This window comes from Bacteroides sp., assembly GCF_028690125.1.
In the GTDB taxonomy this organism is placed as follows: domain Bacteria; phylum Bacteroidota; class Bacteroidia; order Bacteroidales; family Bacteroidaceae; genus Bacteroides.
In genome coordinates this window covers 19563-39638 of sequence record NZ_JAQVBV010000003.1, presented here as the reverse complement: position 1 = coordinate 39638, position 20076 = coordinate 19563, and the positions used below count along the sequence as shown (strand labels likewise).

Below are 20076 nucleotides of genomic sequence, written 5' to 3'. Positions count from 1 at the left end.
TAAAGTGCACTAAAAGAAATGTAAAAAAAAAGAGGTAGCATATTTTTCAGAGCTACCCTAACAAGATAACTTCTACTCTCAAAAAACACACACCTCGGGATGTCTTCTTCGTGATGGAGAGGGACATCCCTATTTTTATTATTTAATCCGTGGCAAATATTTCAAATTCTATCTATTATCTATTCTCCAGGATGCAGCACGGAAGATAAAACTGTTGATATCAAAGTAATGTCCCCTGCTAAAAATACAGAAGCCCATACAGTCGAAACCCTCATAAATAGAGGGTATATGTTGGTGGAAGATGGTACTATTCTTATCACCCACCTGAATATGAAAGCAGAAATAATCAGTGGAACATTCGGCAACAACAAACGTCTGACTAAAGGACGCCCGGACATATATTTCATCACTTTTGATAAAAGAATCAATAGTTATTTATCTGTTTTTCCCTTAAGGTCATCTTTAGGAATTGTCGTCTCGTTACCATCCCTCACAGCCATATAATGAGGTGACATAATCTCGACCCCTGCCTCATTAAAGCGGTCCTGGATATTCTGATGCAAATCGGAATAAATCTGTGCCATTTTATCCGCTTCTTTAATATAGGCATTCACCTGATATACCGGATACCAGTCACTCAATGATGTTTCCAGTACAAACGGACGAGGATCATCTACCACACCCGGAGTATTCAATGCTGCTTCAATCAACAATTGATGCACTTGACGCCAAGGAGCATCATATCCAATGGTGACTTCAGAATGGATTATCAATCCGTATTCACGAGCCGAAGTAGTATAATTCACAGTATGAGAAGACATAATAAACGAATTAGGAACAGTCACCACCTCGTTTTTCGGTGTACGGATACGGGTGACCAGCGGTGTTTTCTCTATAATATCTCCGGTCGTATCATTCAGTTTAATACGGTCACCCAATTTAAACGGACGCATATAAGTGATTACTAGTCCGGCAATAATATTACCAATAACGGTAGTCGATCCAAGCGAAACAATTAATCCCACAAATACAGAAATTCCCTGAAAAACCCCGTTCTTGGAATACGGTAAGTAAGGATAGATCATTGCAATCATAAATGCATAAAGCAAGAAGCGGATTATATGGTAAGTTGGCATTGCCCAATCGGCATAGAAACCACTTAGTTTAAGTCGGCCGGCCTCAACTTCTTGTGCCAGATAACGGACAAAGCGGATCAGATATATCACCGCATACCAGATAATAATAATGGTAATTAAATTAGGAATATAATCTACAATCCCTACCAGTATTTTTCGGATAGGAGTCCAAATGTAACCTAATAAGCGATATGCCAGTCCTTCTGTTTGCGGAAAAATAATAAAAACCAAAGGAACAGTAAAGAGTAATTGGAGACCCATGAGGATATACCGACTGATATTCGCCGCAAAAACTAATAGATTTACTTGTTTTTGCGTATCCAACAATTCATATCCTTGGATAGAAACAGGTTTTAATCTGGTATCTTTTAAACGTAAAATACGGACTTTGAGTTTGCCAAACAGCCAAGTAGTCAGACGGAACAATAAATATTGCCCTAAAATCACCAATATAAAATAAAGAACACGTTTTGCCATACGCCAAACACTATGTTCAGCTTTCATATCATGTAGCTTAGTAACCACTACATCGCGTTTCTCTTTTGCCAGTGAGTCACGAGAGACTCCTTCCCACAAAGCATCCTGATCGGTAAGAGATAACAAAACTTTATTACCATACATAAGGTCGGAAACGATGTCCGAGTGATCAATTGAAACAGAATCCGGACTAAGATTAAAACGTCTTCCAAGTTCGTCAATCGCAGCTGCGGTCATTTGCGCCCGTTGCTGGGGAGTATAACCTCCACGTTTTGTATAAAGATAGAACAATGTATCTCCATCTGCCACGACAGGTACTCCTTTGATAAACTTGCGCAAGGAATCAATACGTTGCCTCTGTTGAGCAAATTTCACCGAATCGACTGATGCCATTTGGAGTTTCATTTGCTCTACTTCCATTCGCATATTTGCTTCGCTTAGACGGGCTTCGTCTAATGATTTTTGTAAATTTGCTAATTGAACGGAATCCGAGTCTTTCTTCAATGAGGTATCAGAAGTTGCTATAGTATCGCTCAATAATATATTCTTAACTGCTTCCTTAAGTTGTGCGTGTGCATTCACTGTTCCAAGAACTATCACGAGCAATAACCAATATCGGGTTAAATATTTCATTTTCATACAGGATATTCGGGATTAAATAAGCATATAATCTTACTTTTTTATTAAACATACAAACATACATATTGTTTTTGATATTTCATCTCAAAGAATAACTATCTTTGCCATAAAAAGGAAAAAATCATGAATATATTACTACTCATCGGAGGTTTACTCCTAATTCTTTTGGGAGCCAATGGACTAACAGACGGAGCATCTTCAGTAGCAAAACGCTTCGGCATTCCTCCCATCGTCATCGGTCTTACCATCGTAGCTTTCGGAACTTCCGCTCCGGAGCTAACAGTCAGTGTCGCTTCTGCCATTAAAGGGAGTGCCGACATTGCTATAGGAAATGTAGTAGGAAGTAATATTTTCAACACACTGATGATTGTGGGTTGTACAGCATTAGTGGCTCCGATTGTCATCACCAAAAATACGCTGAAAAAAGAAATACCTCTTTGTATTCTTTCTTCTATTGTGCTATTAATCTGCGCCAATGATGTTTTTCTTAATAAAGCTACAGAGAATATACTGGACAGAGTAGACGGATTACTTCTACTTTGCTTTTTCACCATCTTTATGGGATATACGTTTGCTATTGCGTTCTCAACAAAATCTGCCAATGAACAAACAATAGAACAAGCACCCGCAACGGAAGAAGAAGAAATAAAACTACTTCCCTGGTGGAAGTCTACTATTTATATTATAGGTGGACTAGCCGCCCTTATCTTTGGCGGACAAATCTTCGTTAATGGAGCTACAGGAATTGCCCGTAATATGGGAATCAGCGAATCAATCATCGGATTGACTTTAGTAGCCGGAGGAACTTCTCTACCGGAACTTGCCACTTCCATCGTAGCTGCCATGAAGAAAAATCCGGAAATTGCCATTGGTAATGTGATTGGCAGTAACCTTTTCAATATCTTCTTTGTATTAGGCTGTAGTGCTACCATAACACCTCTGAGTCTAAGTGGAATTACTAATTTCGACCTTTTCACACTAGTAGGTGCCAGCATTTTACTTTGGCTGCTCGGACTCTTTTTCGCCAAACGGACCATTACCCGGATAGAGGGAGGAGTTCTAGTATTAGCCTATGTAATCTATACAATCCTACTTATTCGCTCAATTTAGACAACAATAATAAGATCATTTAAACGCCTCAAATAAAAGCTTATTATCTCCACTTGTGCCATGCCTTTGGCACAGCCGTTCCATCGCATTGGCACAAGTGTGCCAGTACTATGGCATAGTTGTGCCAAAGGCGTGGCACAAGCATAAGTTATAATACGCTTAAGATCAATATGTAACAAACAAAAACAAACTATAGAATAAGTACAAATAAGCTACCTTCTATTTTTTCATTCAAGATTGACAGAAAGAAAAATGATGGGCTGACTTTATAAGTTCCCAGAAAGAAAAAGCTCTGACATAAGCTGTATCTTTTCTTACCAGCTTATGTCAGGGCAAAACATCTTTTTACCTTAAAAGAAAACCTTATTTTATAGGTGAATTGAAATGATAATACATTCCCAGCCAATCATACGGACTGGAAGTAATAACCCTCGGATCATTGATAAATTTCAGAAAATCATCTGTTGCCGGATGTCCTTTATAAGGAGTAAAGAAACCTTGTACACTATTACGCCATACTGCAACGTAGGCTAGCTTAACAGGTTCCCCCGGATAGCCGTAGATAGATTTAAGCAAGCGGTTAGTAAACCAGTTAGGATCATCAATTCCTCCTTGACCAGTTTCCGATAAGGCTGCAATCTTTCCTGTTTTAATGGCATAATCCGAAAGGACTTTTAAACGAATATGTGCTGCATCGAGATCCTTTTCTTCATAGCGGAAATTCCAATAATTGTCCATTGCAATAATATCCACATATTCATCTCCCGGATAACGTTCCAAATATTCTTCTTCAGAAGTAAAATTGATGTCTGGTGAGAACGCATACAAGAAGTTACGAATATTACATTTGTCCCGTAGATAAGTGACAGTAAACTGATAGAGTTCTTTGAACTCTTCTGCCGTACAATACTTTTTCCCCCACCAAAACCAATCTCCGTCGAATTCATGCCAAGGTCGGAAAATCACCGGAATCTGTTCTCCGTCTTTTCCTATCAATGTTTTATTGTATTCGGCTACCTGATCCAACATATCGGTAAAGTTCTTATGATACTCTCCACCCGGAAGAATCTTTTTCACAATGCTATCCCCCGTTTCATAGAAACTACCACCTGTCACAGGATTGGCCGCATGCCAACAATAAGAGATGACTCCTCCTTCATAAAATGCCTGACAAGTCAATCGACGCACTTTCTCCGTATCTTGGATATGATGCTTAGCGTGTGGAGTAGCAATATTCATAAAATCCCAGCTATAGAATTGAGGTTTCTTGCCGGAAATACGTTCAATATCACTCTTACCGGAATCATCACACCATCCATATCCGGAAGCAGTAGCGTCTTGCGCGCCAAAGATAAAACGTCCGCTATCCATTACCTTGTGAAGGTTTTCATAAAGTGCCTTTACCTTGAATGTAGCATCTTTATCCACTAATTTATAGGGATATTTAAACTCAAGAGGGTGAGAAGTCTTTCTGTCGCAAACCACATTCTTAGCATTGTCATAAAACCAATACCTGTCACCTACATTTACTTTTTCAAAAGAAATGTTATCACAATGCCGTAAAAGCACATCATACTGTGCCTCGTCAATCGTTACATTTTTAAAATGTACATTCTTAATGGGCTGTTCTGACAATCCGAGGATTTGTATAGGATTGCCCAACGCTTTAGCAATATGTATATTCTCAAAATATATATCCTTGATTTCACGAATATCCGCTGATGTAAAACGATTCGGTTTGTAACTGTTAATCCAATACCACAGATTGATATTAATTCCCCAGTCACCCGTCTGCTTCACTTCCATATCCCGGAAATGAATGTTTTCGATAGCACCTGTACCTTGTCCATTTTGGCGGCTACATATCATAAATCCACGGTCACTACCCTCTATCAGGCAATTGGTAAACCATACATTACGAACGCCTGCAGGCAATTCAACTCCGACACAAATACCACCTCCGCGAACGAAATGGCAGAAACTAACATAAATATTCTCACAAATTTTCTTGATCTCCTTACCGTCTTCATCAATATAATGAACAGACTTCACTGCTATGTTATCATCCTGACCGTCCAAAACAGAATTCAACAGATAGCAATCTGCCGAAGAATCAGGGTCCCATCCGTCAGCGTTGCTAAGGCCGAAGCCGGAAGAAACGATATGGCATTCATAAGTAGTCACACCATTGCAGAGCAAAGGATGCACATTCCAGGTACAAGGATTGGTAATCGTTATATTATCAATAGATACATTATCACAATTAATAATAGGAAGTCCGCGCGAACGAGACATACGGCTAAGATTGTCAGTCTGCTGTTTAGCTAATACACTACCCTGATTGTCAATTGTGCCTCCCCCGTAAACACGGATATTCGTATACCTTTTATCTTTATTATTCAGTTTTCCCAAATTAAGCACACTTGCGAAAGCATCCACGCCATTCCCTTCATAGCGACTTTTTACTAATGGGAAATGAGCCAGGTTATTCATTGCTTTCAGAGTAGCTCCTTTAGCAATATGCAAGTTGATGTTATCTTTCAATATAAAAAGTGCTCCGGTCAGATACTCACCGGCGGGTATATAAATTTCTCCATAAGGAGTACAATCATCAATTGCCTGTTGAATAGCTTTCGTGTTAATAGTCTTGCCATCTCCCTTCGCTCCATATTTAGTAACATCAAAAACCTGTGGCGCCGGAGTTGTTTTTAATTGGATAGCCCGATCCGCACGTTCTTTATTACGCTCAGAAACGGCACATACCATTACCTGATAATCCGTATCAGGTTTGAGCTGGGCAATACGAAAGCTGTTCCGGGTTGTATTTCCCACCAATTTCCCGTTTACACGTATATTATACTGTTTTATCTTCTGATAATCAGAAGGAAATTCCCAAAAGACGATCGCTTCCGTTGAGGATAGCGTTCCCGGTAAAATGCGGCTGCGCAAAGAAGTTGTACTATAAGCACAAACAGACAACCATAAAAGTGTTAGTAATACAATGTACTTTTTCATGTTATTAATGATTAGATAATGAACTGTTCGATGCGGTAAAAATAGTATATGAAAAGATAACATACAAATACTATCATGCGATTAGCCATTATAATATAATAGATTGTTATTATAGTACATATTTCCCCGAAACGGCAATAATTTCCTAAAACAAACAGTCATTATAGTACTATAATGTGTGCTAATTATATCGCATTTACACTCTAAAGATGCTTATCTTTGCTTCGTCTGATATTTTAATACTGTGATTATTATGATAGCACTAAAAGAGAAAATAGGTTATGGCTTTGGCGATATGGCATCGTCTATGTTTTGGAAATTGTTCGGTTCTTATCTGATGATATTCTACACCGATGTATTCGGGCTACCGGCGGCAGTAGTAGGGACCATGTTTCTTATCACACGAATATGGGATTCCGGATTCGATCCGTTAGTTGGCATTGTGGCGGACAGGACACATTCACGTTGGGGTAAATTCCGCCCTTACTTACTATTCCTTGCCATACCTTTCGCATTTATTGGAGTTTTGACTTTTATAACTCCCGATTTCAGTGATACCGGCAAATTAATCTATGCCTATGTCACTTATTCATTAATGATGATGGTCTATTCAGCCATCAACGTTCCTTATGCCTCTTTGCTGGGAGTAATGAGCGCCGATCCTAAAGAAAGAAATACACTTTCTACTTACCGTATGGCATTTGCCTATATTGGCAGCTTTATCGCTCTGTTACTTTTCATGCCCATGACGAACTGGTTTAGTGTAGGACATAGCGAACAATACGGTTGGACAATGAGCGTAGTAGTCATTGGGATGATGTGTGCCATACTATTTTACGGTTGTTTTGCATGGACTCGTGAAAGGGTAAAAGCAATCAATGCCAAACAAAGTTCTTTAAAAACCGATTTAAAAGATCTTTTGTACAATCGCCCCTGGTGGATACTTCTGGGAGCAGGAGTAGCCGCATTAGTATTCAATTCCATCCGTGACGGGGCTACCGTATATTACTTTAAGTATTTCATTGTAGAAGAAGACTATCAAAGTATATCCCTATTCGGAGTCTCATTCGTACTCAGCGGACTTTATCTGGCAGTCGGTCAGGCAGCCAATATTGTAGGAGTTGTATTGGCCGCTCCTGTAAGCAACCGGTTGGGTAAAAACAAAACATACATGGGTGCAATGGTTATAGCAACCATATTCTCTATCCTATTTTATTGGCTGGACAAAGGCGACCTGATTTGGATTTTCACACTACAAATCATTATCAGTATTTGTGCAGGAAGTATTTTCCCGTTACTATGGTCGATGTATGCAGACTGCGCCGACTATTCAGAGCTAAAAACAGGTAATCGCGCCACAGGATTAATCTTCTCTTCCTCATCCATGAGCCAAAAATTCGGATGGGCTATCGGTAGCGCACTTACCGGATGGCTCCTTGCTTATTTCGGCTTCCGTGCCAACGAAGTACAAAGCGTTGAGGCTATCCACGGAATAAAACTATTCCTGAGCTGGCTACCGGCTGTGGGAACTATTCTCTCGATTATCTTCATCAGTATGTACCCATTATCTGAGAAAAGAATGAAAGAAATCACCGACGAATTGGAACAAAAAAGAAAAGAAAAACAAAATGAATAAAATAGCATCTACCCTCAAAGAGGAGCTCCGGAAAGAGCTGACTGAAAACATCCTTCCCTACTGGATGGAGCAAATGACAGACGAAGATCATGGCGGTTTTTACGGACGCATCACAGGTAACGAAGTATTAATGCCTGATGCAGAAAAAGGAGCTGTATTGAACGCCCGTATCCTGTGGACATTCTCCGCAGCTTACCGTTTATTGAGGCAAGAAGAATATCTGGCAACAGCTACCAAAGCAAAACGTTATTTAATAGACCGCTTCTATGATTGCAATTATGGAGGGATCTACTGGTCTTTAGACAAGGACGGAAAGCCACTGGATACCAAAAAGCAAATTTATGCAATCGGTTTTGCCATTTATGGTCTGAGTGAATACCACCGAGCTACGGGAGACCCCGAAGCGTTAGAGTATGCCATACGCCTCTTCCACGACATTGAGGAACATAGTTTCGACAAAAACAAAAACGGGTATTACGAAGCCCTGACCCGGGAATGGGAGGAAATAGCCGATATGCGACTCAGCGAGAAAGATGCCAATGAACGCAAAACGATGAATACCCATTTGCACATCTTGGAACCTTATACTAACCTCTACCGGGTTTGGAAAGATGAGAAGCTCGAAAAACAATTAAGAAACCTGATCAGCCTATTTACACATAAAATATTAAATAAAGAAACGTCCCATCTACAGTTATTCTTCAATGATGATTGGCAGAGCAAATATCCCATTGTTTCTTATGGTCATGACATAGAGGCCTCTTGGTTACTACACGAAGCGGTTCTGGTCACAGGCGACCCATCATTGATTGTAGCAACAGAACCCATTGTATATAAAATAGCCGAAGCAGCCGCTGAAGGTCTATTGCCCGGAAAAGGAATGATTTACGAGAAACATCTGGATACAAAGCATACCGATACTGATTTCCATTGGTGGGTACAGGCAGAAACCGTTGTCGGCTTTTTTAATATCTATGAACATTGGGACAATGAAGAAGCTCTGCATAAAGTTTCATCTACCTGGACATTCATCAAAGAGCAGCTGATTGACCATAAACACGGAGAGTGGTTTTGGAGTGTACAAGCCAATGGGATTATCAATCGCAAAGACGATAAAGCCGGATTTTGGAAATGCCCTTACCATAACAGCCGGATGTGTATGGAAATAATCGAAAGAGTGAAATAATCAAAGACTAATAAATTTAGCTCAAAACAAGTTTTCTTTTATCAATATCCAGAATGGGGTAACTATCCAGTTAGTATACTAACACTATCTTCCCGGTATGGTGACACCTTTTGTATTGGATGGTGTAACCATTCGTATAACAACATATTCCTTTTTACTTAGCTAATAAAAGCCCGTCCTCACTAATGCGAAGATGGGCTTTACACACACTGTTATCCTGAAAACGAACCTACCTAATGCCTACTTGATTATATTGTTAATTACCTGTTTACAATTACGGGTACGTAATGCTGGGAAAGTTGGATGTGCGGGAGAAGCAGTAGCAGTAGTATTACTAATTCGCAAACCGGTAACATCAACCGCATCTATAGCATACGTATGATACGGCATATCCGCTCTGTCCCAACCGATATTTCCCTGATTGAAATAAACATTTTTAGCGTTCTCTATATAGAATACGGGAATATCGGCAGCATAAAGAGTACGTTTCGGATTTACATTCAACCGTAAATCATAATTTCCTCCGGCAACATCCTCAATGGCGCTTTTGCGTAATATAAAGTCGAAATTATTGAAATAAATATTTTGTAATTGCGTCTGTTTATCGGCAATCATTACAATTGAGTTCTCACCGACACAAGTTATATTATTGAAAAACAAATTACGGATGACACCAATTTTCTGTTTCTCCGGGACAAGAACCATAGCCGTAATATTTATTGGTTCTCCCTGTCCCCACCAGTCGCCTGTATGCAAACGGGTTTCGATACGGATATTATCAAATGTCACATTTTCCAAAGAACAAGAGTCACTGACTGAGATATTGATACCACGGTTAGAATCGAAAATCGTGATATTGCTGAAATTATAATTCGACATCGGATTCTGATCATGTCCGCCAATACGGATACCACTGGAACGTGACTGTAAGACACAATTGCTAACATTCACATTTTTAGATGGTTTCAGAATATTCTTAAAACCCGGATCTCCATGATGCCAGCCGTATCCGGCAACCACAATTGCATCATCGCCGGCATAAATACGACAGTCGGAAACCGTAACATCGCTGCAAGAAATAATATCAATACCATCACTATTAGGAATCATCAGATTATTATTAATGTATAGTCCTTGTATTTTAACTCCTTCGCAATGTACAATCACAAAACACCAATACGGAGAATCCAAACACTTAAAATCTTTCAGAGTAATGTCCGTACACTCACTAAAAACAATCATTTGATGATATCTGTCTTTCGGATACAATGGCCCGTCACCTAATGTACCTTTTACTTTTCGGAAATCAAGTCCCTGACGAGTTTGCAACCTCTCCTGATCTCCAATGATCTTTTCTTTTCCCGGTTCCATAAAACTCATGCCGTCTCCGTCAATACAACCATTACCAATAATAGATACATTATTAGCTTTTTCGGTATAAAAAACACCCGCCAACTCTGAATTATGACGTTGATATTGAGTCAGATCCGTAGTTGCTTTTAAAGTAGCTCCCGTTTCAAGATAGAACTCCACGTTAGAACGTAAATTCAACGTACCAACCAAATACGTTCCGGCAGGGACATACACGCGACCACCGCCGGCTTCATAGCATTTATCAATAGCTTGCTGTATAGAACGTGTATCCAACTGCTTTCCATTGCCAACGGCTCCATATTCAGTCACATTAAATACGGATGCCAAAACTTGCAGAATCCCCCCATAGCAAAGAAGTAATAAGAATGTCAATCGTTTCATAAGATGGTATATTTATTTATGGTTAATATCAATCGAGCTGACAAAAACTATCAAGTGCAAAGTTAAAACAAGCTAAGTAATAAAAGTAATATTAAAATGCTATATCTTGATACTAACTATACTTTTTTATGATTTTATCATTTCTGCAAAGATAACTAAAAGTACACCTTTAACACTGATTATTTGGAATATATATCTAAAATACGATACTTTAGCAGTCTGAAGAATGAGATCATAATAATACTATATAATGCTATTATAGTATGCTTTCAGTAACATTGAATATCGTAACTTTGCCACAGATGAGAGAGAAGAAATAAATCATTCACTTAGTATAATACACGAGAGATTTATACATACCTTAATATAATTAATACATTAAAAAAAACCATGAAAAGAATCGGATTAATTCTTATTTGTTGCTTGTTCTATACAAGCTTGGTTTTGGCTCAATCCTTTCCACTCAGTGGAACAGTGATTGATGCAAGCGACAACTCTCCTATGATTGGAGCTACTATCCAGGTACAAGGTGCTCAGAAGGGGACAACTACTGATTTTGACGGCAATTACACTATTGAAGTACAAAAGGGGGACATACTGATCTTCTCTTACATAGGTAAGACTTCAAAGACAGTAGTAGTTAATTCACAAAATCGTTTAGATGTGAAGCTGGCCGACGATGTCAATCAGTTGAATGATGTTGTGGTAGTGGGATATGGTACAATGAAGAAGCGGGACTTGACAGGCTCGGTTAGCCAGGTAAAGGCTGATGATATCCTGAAAGGTAACCCGGCACTAAGTATCAACGGTGCACTTCAAGGAAGAATTGCCGGTATGCAAGTAAAGCAGAACGACGGTGCTCCCGGTGGAGGTATAACAATTCAGGTACGTGGTGCAAACTCTTTTAGTACAAGCACACAACCACTTTATGTAATAGACGGACTTCCTTATGGCGGTGGTGGCACTGCACCCGATACTGGTATCAGTAGTACCGGTTCAGGTTCTAACCCATTAGCCAATATCAATCCTAATGATATTGAGTCCATCGAGGTTTTGAAAGATGCTTCTTCTACAGCCATCTACGGCTCACGTGGAGCTAACGGAGTTGTCATTATTACTACGAAGCGTGGTAAAGAAGGTAAAAATAACATCACCTTCTCCTCCAACTTCAGTGTTTCTAAAATTGCAAAGAAGATAGATGTTCTGGACCCTGTTACTTATGCTCAATACATGAATGAGCAGGTACTGAACTCTAATCCGAAAGGACAATTGCCTTATCGCGGTGAATGGTATTATAGCACAGATACATCTGGTAACTTAATGACCAATACCGGTAAGTATTCTCCGTCACCGGAAGATTTCCGCCGCCCGGGAGTTTATACAGATGAATATGGCAATAATTACAATGTAGGTTCAACGGACTGGCAAGATGCAATCTTCCAAACAGGATTTACTCAGGAATATAATTTAAGTATAGATGGTGGTAATGCACAAGGCGGATATATGATGTCATTAAATTATAGTAAGCAGGCAGGTACAATTGTAGGTTCTGACTACAAACGTTTTGCTGTCCGCTCCAATCTTTGGCGTAAGGTAACCAACTGGTTGGAAGTTGGATTAAATGTAAACTATACGAATGCATTGACTAACTTTGTCAATTCAAGTACTTCAGGTGGTGACGGTGTGATTTATTCAGCTTTGGTATTCCCTCCGACTTATGATGCCAGCATCAACACCAAAGACAACAATGAATTGAACTGGCTTGCAACCAATCCATATGTATATGTACGGGAAGCTTTCGATGAATATCGTGCAAACAATGTGTACTTATCTTCTTATTTCGAAGCAACTCTACTGAAAGGTTTAAAATTGCGTGAAAACTTAGGTTTCAGCTATTCAGGAAACGACCGTAATATGTACTACAACCGATTGACTCGTCAAGGCTACGAACCGACCAATGGGGTAGGTGCACAAGGAACAGGGTGGTCTGAAGGTGTTACCAGTGAAACTTTATTGACCTACAATCACACTTTCGCAGAAGATCATGACTTTGCCGCATTGGCCGGTATTACTTTCGAAGAGTCCAACTGGAAATACAACAGAATGTCTGCTTACAATTTCCCAAGCGACCTGACTATGATGTGGGATATGAGCGCAGGAGGTAAAGTTTACCCATTATCTTCTGGACGCGGAAAGAAACGGATGCAATCTAATCTGGCACGCTTGAACTATTCATATAAAAGCAAATATATGGCAACTGTATCTTATCGTGCAGACGGTTCAAGTGTATTTGTAGAAGGCAATAAATATGCACACTTCTTATCAGGGGCATTAGCTTGGCGTTTGTCTGCTGAGCCATGGATTGAAAGCTTGAACATCTTCGATGATTTAAAACTACGCTTAAGCTATGGTCAGACAGGTAATCAGGGCATAGATACTTATGCAACCCTTCCGGCAATGTCTGTTGCAGGTTATGTATTCAACGGTTCTTTGAACTCAGGATATGCTGAGCAAACCTGGAAAGGTCCGATCAATAAAAATCTGAAATGGGAGACTACAGATCAAGTAGACCTCGGACTGGATGTTTCATTCGCAAAAGGAAGAGTGAATCTGACCATCGACGCATACTACAAACGTACGAAAGATTTGCTTCAGAAAGTGAATATCGAAACTAACTCCGGTTACACACAGATGGCAACTAACATAGGTAATGTTGTTAATAAAGGTCTTGAAATTACCGGAGCATTCCACCCAACAGTACACAAAGATCTGAATTGGGAGATTGATGCAAATATCTCATTCAACCGTAACCGTATCGGTGGATTGACAGGTGACCAGTATGCAAGCCAGTTCGTAAACAGCATCAAGAACGTATTCGTAATGCGTAACGGATGTCCTATCGGAACGGTAGTAGGTTTTGTAGAAGACGGTTTCTACGACAATCTGGCAGAAGTTAGGGCAGATCCACGCTATGCAAATGTGTCAGAAGGTGAAGCAAAAAACTTGATCGGAGAAATTAAATACCGTGACTACAATAAAGATGGTCAGATAACCGATGCAGACAAGCGCGTAATCGGAGATACAAACCCGGATTTTATCTATGGTTTGACTAATACTTTGCAATATAAGAATTTCACATTCAGCTTCTTCCTGCAAGGTACTTATGGCAATGATATTGTAAATGCCAATACTATTGCAAACAACACCAGTGCTTCTATGACAGGCATCTCTAATATTACCAGAGAGCAATATGATACTCGTTGGAGAGAAGGAAATACAGAAGGAGCCAAATGGCCTAGAGCCGTTGCCGACGGATATACCCGCGAATGGAAGTTCACTGACAGATATATTGAAGATGGTTCATACCTGCGTTTGAAGAATGTAAGTTTAGGTTACACTTTCTTCCCGAAAAACTGGAAAGGCGTAAATTCTATCAACGTTTATGCCAGTGCATCCAACCTCTTTACCATTAGTAAATATAGCTGGTATGATCCGGATGTGAATGCTTTCGGTAGTGATGTATCTCGTCAAGGTGTCGATTTATTCTCTTACCCAAGCAGCCGTACTTTTTCTTTTGGCGTAAAAATGAGTTTCTAATTTAAAGACCTGAAATGTACAATGAAAACAAAAAATATATATAATATTATCATGGCCGCCGCAATGGGGATCTCATTAATGGCGGGAATGACCTCATGCCAAGACTGGCTAAAAGAAGAATCTTTTGACTTCATCCAACCGGATGATATTGAAGACTCCGATAAAGGTGCTAATCAATGGCTAACCGGCACATATAGCAAGATTCTCACGATGTTCAACAGTAACAATTTCCCTCTGATCTGGGAATATGATAGTGATTATTTAACGGGACCTAGCTGGGCATTTGGTACATTTGGAGCAGGTAACTTCCAAAATAATAGCATGGTCAATGCATTATGGGAAGACGGCTATGCAATGATTCACCGCTGCAACTTTTCTATGTATAAAGTAAACAGTATGTCGAATGTGAACGACCGGTTAAAAACAGCGATCAACGGAGAACTTAAATTCCTAAAAGCATGGACTTATTTCCAACTTGTCAGAGCTTACGGACCTGTCCCTTTGCGTAAAGAATCAATCAGCGAAACCGGAGACCGAAATGTACCACGCAGCGAAGTTAAAGATGTTTATGCCTATATCATCGAACTATTGCAAGATGCGGAAACAGAATGCTACAAAAATACAGATGGCGAGTACGTAACAGGACACGTAACAGCAGGTACTGCCGCTGGTTTATTAGCAAAAGTTTATGCAACAATGGCATCAGGAGCTATGCCTAATGGTACTCGTCTATGGGTATATGGTGGTAAACCATGGAGCGGTGAAGGAGAAGGTAAAGCCTATACTGAACCTCAGAAAATTGAAATCACTACTCACCAACTTCCCGGATACGAAGCTTTTGATCCGCAAGTATATTATACCAAAGCTTATGAAAAAGCAAAACAGGTAATGGATAAAGAATATGGAGAGTATTCATTAATACAGACCTACAGTGATTTGTGGAAACGTGCTAACAGCAATGGTTCTGAGTTCTTATGGTCTCTCCAGCCATCTGCTTCGGATACTCGCTATTGCGAATATTACTCCTATCATTTCTGTGGAATCGAAGATGGAAGCGGTTACATTGCTGATGGTTTGTGGCACGGACAGCGTGACCACTGGTATAAGATGATTGAAAGCAAAGACTTGCGAGTAAAAGAAGGTATCCGTCACAGATGGAAAAGAGGATGGACTTACGAAGTAACCAATAAATTGGGAGCATTCTATCCAAATACGGAAGAATACCGTAAAAAAGTAGAAAACAAGGAAGCACCTTTCAATGATGATTGGACCTATTTATCTAAACAATTTGACCTTTATTATCTGGCGTATACAACTAAATATCTCGACCGTTCAGATCGTACTACTACGCATGGAGATGCTTTCTATCCTTTGTTACGTTATGCAGATATACTTTTAATCTATGCAGAAGCCTATGCAGAAGTACACGGAACAAGTGATGGTATAGCATTAGGTGCATTAAACGATGTTCGCGAACGTAGTCAAGCTACCTTACTCTCTTTAACCGGAGAAGGTAATGTTGCCGACATCATAGATTTCAGATCCAACGTATTGAAAGAACGTTCAATAGAGCTTGCTTTCGAAGGAGACCGTCGTTGGGATTTGATTCGGTGGGGAATCTATGTAGATGTAATGAATGCTATCGGCGGACAAGATGAACAGGGCGTGAACAAAGTACGTTCGGAAAAACATCGTTTGTTCCCGATCCCTTCCAGCGAAATAGATTCTAACTCTTCGATTAACGAGAATAATCCGGGTTGGAGTTAATAAACTTAATGAATAGATTTAATAAAGTGCAATCATGAAAATTACATATTTGAAACATACAGTTTTTGCCTTATTCACATCCCTTACTACTATTAGTTGCAGTGATGTAGTGAATATGGATGAAGGATGGGACGCTGACTTGGGAGCCAACGGAGCACCTGTAGTACGAAAAATCACAGCCTCATCGGATACGACCAAAGCTATCAGTGTAGCTTCTCTTAATCAATCAATAGCTATTTTTGGCGACAATCTTGCACGGGTAACAGAAGTACTTGTTAATGATATCAGCTTGGACCTTTCTCAAGTATATACCAAACGTCATCGCCTGGAGATAGTTGTTCCACGTGTGTTGCCCGGTACAGTAACCAATACACTGACTATCAAAACTGCTTTAGGAGAAATAACGACTCCTTTAAATGTAACACTGCCGGAATTAAAAATCAAAGGATTCTCTAATGATTTTGCGGCAGACGGAGATACTGTAGAAGTATTGGGAAGCGATTTCGACTTGTATAAGATAGACTCAATCAGTGCCAGTGTTAAATTCAATAATCAAGATATCAGAATCTTTAATTGTTCTCAAAGCGGATTTAGCATTGAAGTTCCAGAAGGAACGTCTACGGATGAGACATCATATCTTACAATTTCAACACCGGAACTAGATTCACCTGCAAAAATTCCATTCAGAGAAAAGGGAATTGCCATTCTGACCAATGATGACAGAACATGGTCAGACGGATGGTGGCCTACAGGTATTGTTCCTGTTAATCCAGACTCTGATCCCGCTGCTCCATTATTTAAATGGTACGTTACGTTGAAAAAGACATATACGGGAGCTTGGCAATATGACAACATTATGATTACTCACTTCTGGTTGGATGATACAGCTGCAGATCTATTGGCTAATCCTGAAAATTACTACGTAAAAATGGAAATACTCAATCCAGCTGAAGTACCATTGGCACGCTACATAAAGATAGGAAATGGGGATCTAGAAGGAGACGGTCTGATATACAATTGGGACCCAGCTTCTACCAACAACGGAGTTTCTCTCAACACAATGGGAAAATGGCAGACTGTTTCCTTAGAAGTAACAGATGTATTCAAAGGCAAAGACGGAAATAAAACGAGTCTGAAGATCGCTAAAAAGCCTTATGAAGACAAAGGCGAGCGCATTAACCTGAAAATGGCAATGAATCGCGAGTTAGCAGGCGATATGGAGTTTTACTTCTGGAACTTACGCTTTGTCAAGAAGATAAAAGTAGAATAATCATAGACTCTCAATGAATAATTCTTTCGACACAGATGACGCGAATGACGCGGATCTTAAACTTAAAAATTCGCGTTGTCTGCGTCGCCTGTATCTGAAGAGCTATATCACAGGACTCTTTTGAGCAGGAATGAAACACCTTCTTAAAGAACTAAGTTTTTTAATCTAAATAAAGACAGAAATGGTAAATGTATTTAATCAGCGCCTTACACAGGTTGCTGAAGAATATGCTGCTCTTATGGAGCGTCCTAATGAACCGATATTACCGGGTAATGGAATTTTCGAGCGTTATAAATATCCTGTAGTGACAGCTGCGCATACTCCTATTGAATGGAGATATGATTTATCCCCTGATAACAATCCATACTTTATGGAACGTTTTGGTATCAACGGGGTATTCAATGCCGGAGCAATGAAATGGAATGGGAAGTATGTAATGATAGCACGCGTAGAAGGTAACGACCGCAAATCTTTCTTTTCTGTAGTGGAGAGTCCTAACGGTATCGACCACTTCAACTTCTGGAAATATCCGGTTCGTTTACCAGAAACCACAGAGCCTGATGTAAATGTATACGATATGCGTTTGACTAGCCACGAAGACGGATGGATCTATGGTGTATTCTGCACAGAGCGCAAAGACAAAAATGCTCCCAAAGGTGATTTGTCTTCTGCTGTTGCAGCTGCCGGTATTGCCCGCACTAAGAATCTGATTGATTGGGAACGGTTACCGGACCTGATTAGCCAAAGCCAACAACGGAATGTGGTGCTTCATCCTGAGTTTGTAAACGGCAAATATGCTTTTTACACCCGTCCGCAAGATAGTTTTATTGATGCCGGCAACGGTGGAGGAATCGGCTGGGCACTGGTGGATGATATTACCCATGCCAGAATAGATAAAGAAAGCATTATTAATTTCCGTCACTACCACACCATTAAAGAACTTAAAAACGGTGAAGGACCTCACCCTATTAAAACAAATAAAGGATGGCTTCACTTGGCACATGGAGTAAGGATGTGTGCTGCAGGGTTACGCTATGTCCTATATCTGTACGTGACGGATTTGGAACATCCGGATCAAGTAATCGCCGAACCTGCCGGTCATCTACTGGCTCCCATAGGACAAGAACGCGTTGGGGACGTTTCCAATGTCCTTTTCTCCAATGGTTGGATTGCGGATGAAGATGGAACGGTTTACATCTATTATGCGTCTTGTGATACGCGTATGCACGTAGCTGTGTCATCCATCGACCGCCTTTTAGATTACTGTTTCAATACTTCTCCGGACGGCTTTAGAAGTGTGGCTTCTGTAGAAACTCTATATGAGCTTATTGACAGAAATGAAGCCTATAACAAAAATAAACAATGAAAAAATCTATTCTATTCATCATGATATGTTCTGCTTTTATGAACATGAGTTGTGGAACACAGGACACAGATAAGAAGCTTTCCGACCCTCAGGCTACAAAACGTGCTTGTTCCCTCTATAACCGTCTGTTCCAACTAAAGGATAAAGGTATTATGGTAGGACATCAGGACGATTTGGCTTATGGGCATCAGAGCTATAAGCCCGGAACCTCTGACGTAAAAGAAGTCACAGGGGATTATCCGGCAGTAACCGGATGGGAAATAGGGCATCTGGAACTGGGAGCAGACAGAAGTCTGGACTCTGTATATTTTAACAAGATGCGTGAAGGTATCATCGAAACGGATGCGCGCGGAGGTATCAACACCATGAGCTGGCACGGTGACAATATTATCACAGGTGGTTCCACATGGGATTGTAAAGGTAATGACGTCGTTCATTCCGTCCTTCCGGGACAAGCTAAACACGAGGAATTTATCCAGTGGCTCGACCGTCTGGCTACATTTTTTAATACCTTAAAAGATAAAAACGGGGAATATATTCCGGTTGTTTTCCGCTTATATCATGAACATAACAGTTCATGGTTCTGGTGGGGAGCTGAACAAAGTACCCCTGAAGATTATATTGCTATGTGGCGTATGACAGTAGACCACTTACGTGAATCTGGTGTGCATCACCTTCTTTTTGCCTATTCCCCTTCCGGCTGCACGGATGAAGCTGCTTACTTAGAGCGTTATCCGGGAGATGAATATGTGGATATTGTTGGTTTCGACATTTATCAGTTCGGTGACGATGAAACGGCTATTCAAAACTACTGTCGCGATATGAAACACAACATGGATATTGTGACAAAATATGCAGAAAAAGCAGGTAAGATTCCTACTGTTTCCGAAACCGGATGGGAAGGAATTAAGCAAGCTGATTACTTCACAAAAGTCATTGCTCCATTATTAGAACCATATAAGATCTCATGGATATTATTCTGGCGTAACGCTTGGGAACCTAATAAACCGGGACATTTCTATTTGCCCTACAAAGGACATGAGTCGGCGGAAGACTTTAAGAAAATGGTTTCACAGCCACGTATCTTAATGAATCAGGATATAAATAACTAGTCTTTAGGAA

The 20076-nt window shown here is 40.1% G+C and carries 11 protein-coding genes; 8 read left to right on the top strand and 3 right to left on the bottom strand.

Features of this window, described 5'->3' with window-relative positions; translation table 11 throughout:
- Window positions 1–431 precede the first annotated feature (431 nt).
- Window positions 432–2252, bottom strand: coding sequence for a mechanosensitive ion channel family protein (locus PHO71_RS03060; protein WP_300198734.1), 1821 nt, complete (start codon window positions 2250–2252; stop codon window positions 432–434).
- Window positions 2253–2375: 123 nt separating this feature from the next.
- On the opposite strand from PHO71_RS03060, the gene PHO71_RS03055 reads away from it, so the two are divergent.
- Window positions 2376–3362, top strand: coding sequence for a calcium/sodium antiporter (locus PHO71_RS03055; RefSeq protein WP_300198731.1), 987 nt, complete (start codon window positions 2376–2378; stop codon window positions 3360–3362).
- Window positions 3363–3725: 363 nt separating this feature from the next.
- On the opposite strand, the gene PHO71_RS03050 is transcribed toward PHO71_RS03055, so the two are convergent.
- Entirely contained in the window at window positions 3726–6377 is a 2652-nt protein-coding gene (locus PHO71_RS03050) for a glycosyl hydrolase (protein ID WP_300198729.1), read from the bottom strand.
- A gap of 253 nt (window positions 6378–6630) precedes the next feature.
- On the opposite strand from PHO71_RS03050, the gene PHO71_RS03045 reads away from it, so the two are divergent.
- Window positions 6631–8013 carry an MFS transporter gene (locus PHO71_RS03045; protein WP_300198726.1) on the top strand — a complete coding sequence of 461 codons (1383 nt, stop codon included), beginning with the start codon at window positions 6631–6633 and terminating at the stop codon, window positions 8011–8013.
- A complete protein-coding gene (locus tag PHO71_RS03040; RefSeq protein WP_367279875.1) occupies window positions 8006–9199 on the top strand; it encodes an AGE family epimerase/isomerase in 1194 nt (397 codons plus the stop codon). Before PHO71_RS03045 ends, PHO71_RS03040 begins: the two co-directional genes overlap by 8 nt.
- Before the next feature lie 240 nt (window positions 9200–9439).
- On the opposite strand, the gene PHO71_RS03035 is transcribed toward PHO71_RS03040, so the two are convergent.
- Window positions 9440–10954, bottom strand: coding sequence for a glycosyl hydrolase family 28 protein (locus PHO71_RS03035; RefSeq protein ID WP_300198723.1), 1515 nt, complete (start codon window positions 10952–10954; stop codon window positions 9440–9442).
- A 390-nt stretch (window positions 10955–11344) separates the two neighbouring features.
- On the opposite strand from PHO71_RS03035, the gene PHO71_RS03030 reads away from it, so the two are divergent.
- The 5 genes from PHO71_RS03030 to PHO71_RS03010 all read left to right on the top strand — a co-directional run bounded on the left by PHO71_RS03030 (window position 11345) and on the right by PHO71_RS03010 (window position 20066).
- Window positions 11345–14551 (top strand): TonB-dependent receptor, encoded by a 3207-nt coding sequence (locus PHO71_RS03030; RefSeq protein ID WP_300198720.1) that lies wholly within the window; start codon window positions 11345–11347, stop codon window positions 14549–14551.
- A 21-nt stretch (window positions 14552–14572) separates the two neighbouring features.
- Entirely contained in the window at window positions 14573–16318 is a 1746-nt protein-coding gene (locus PHO71_RS03025; protein WP_300198717.1) for a RagB/SusD family nutrient uptake outer membrane protein, read from the top strand.
- Window positions 16319–16352: 34 nt separating this feature from the next.
- Window positions 16353–17588, top strand: coding sequence for a glycan-binding surface protein (locus PHO71_RS03020; protein WP_300198714.1), 1236 nt, complete (start codon window positions 16353–16355; stop codon window positions 17586–17588).
- Window positions 17589–17769: 181 nt separating this feature from the next.
- Window positions 17770–18954 carry a glycosidase gene (locus PHO71_RS03015; protein WP_300198710.1) on the top strand — a complete coding sequence of 395 codons (1185 nt, stop codon included), beginning with the start codon at window positions 17770–17772 and terminating at the stop codon, window positions 18952–18954.
- On the top strand, window positions 18951–20066 hold the full coding sequence (locus PHO71_RS03010) for a glycoside hydrolase family 26 protein (RefSeq protein ID WP_300198708.1): 1116 nt from the start codon (window positions 18951–18953) through the stop codon (window positions 20064–20066). Before PHO71_RS03015 ends, PHO71_RS03010 begins: the two co-directional genes overlap by 4 nt.
- The last annotated feature ends 10 nt before the right edge of the window (window positions 20067–20076 follow it).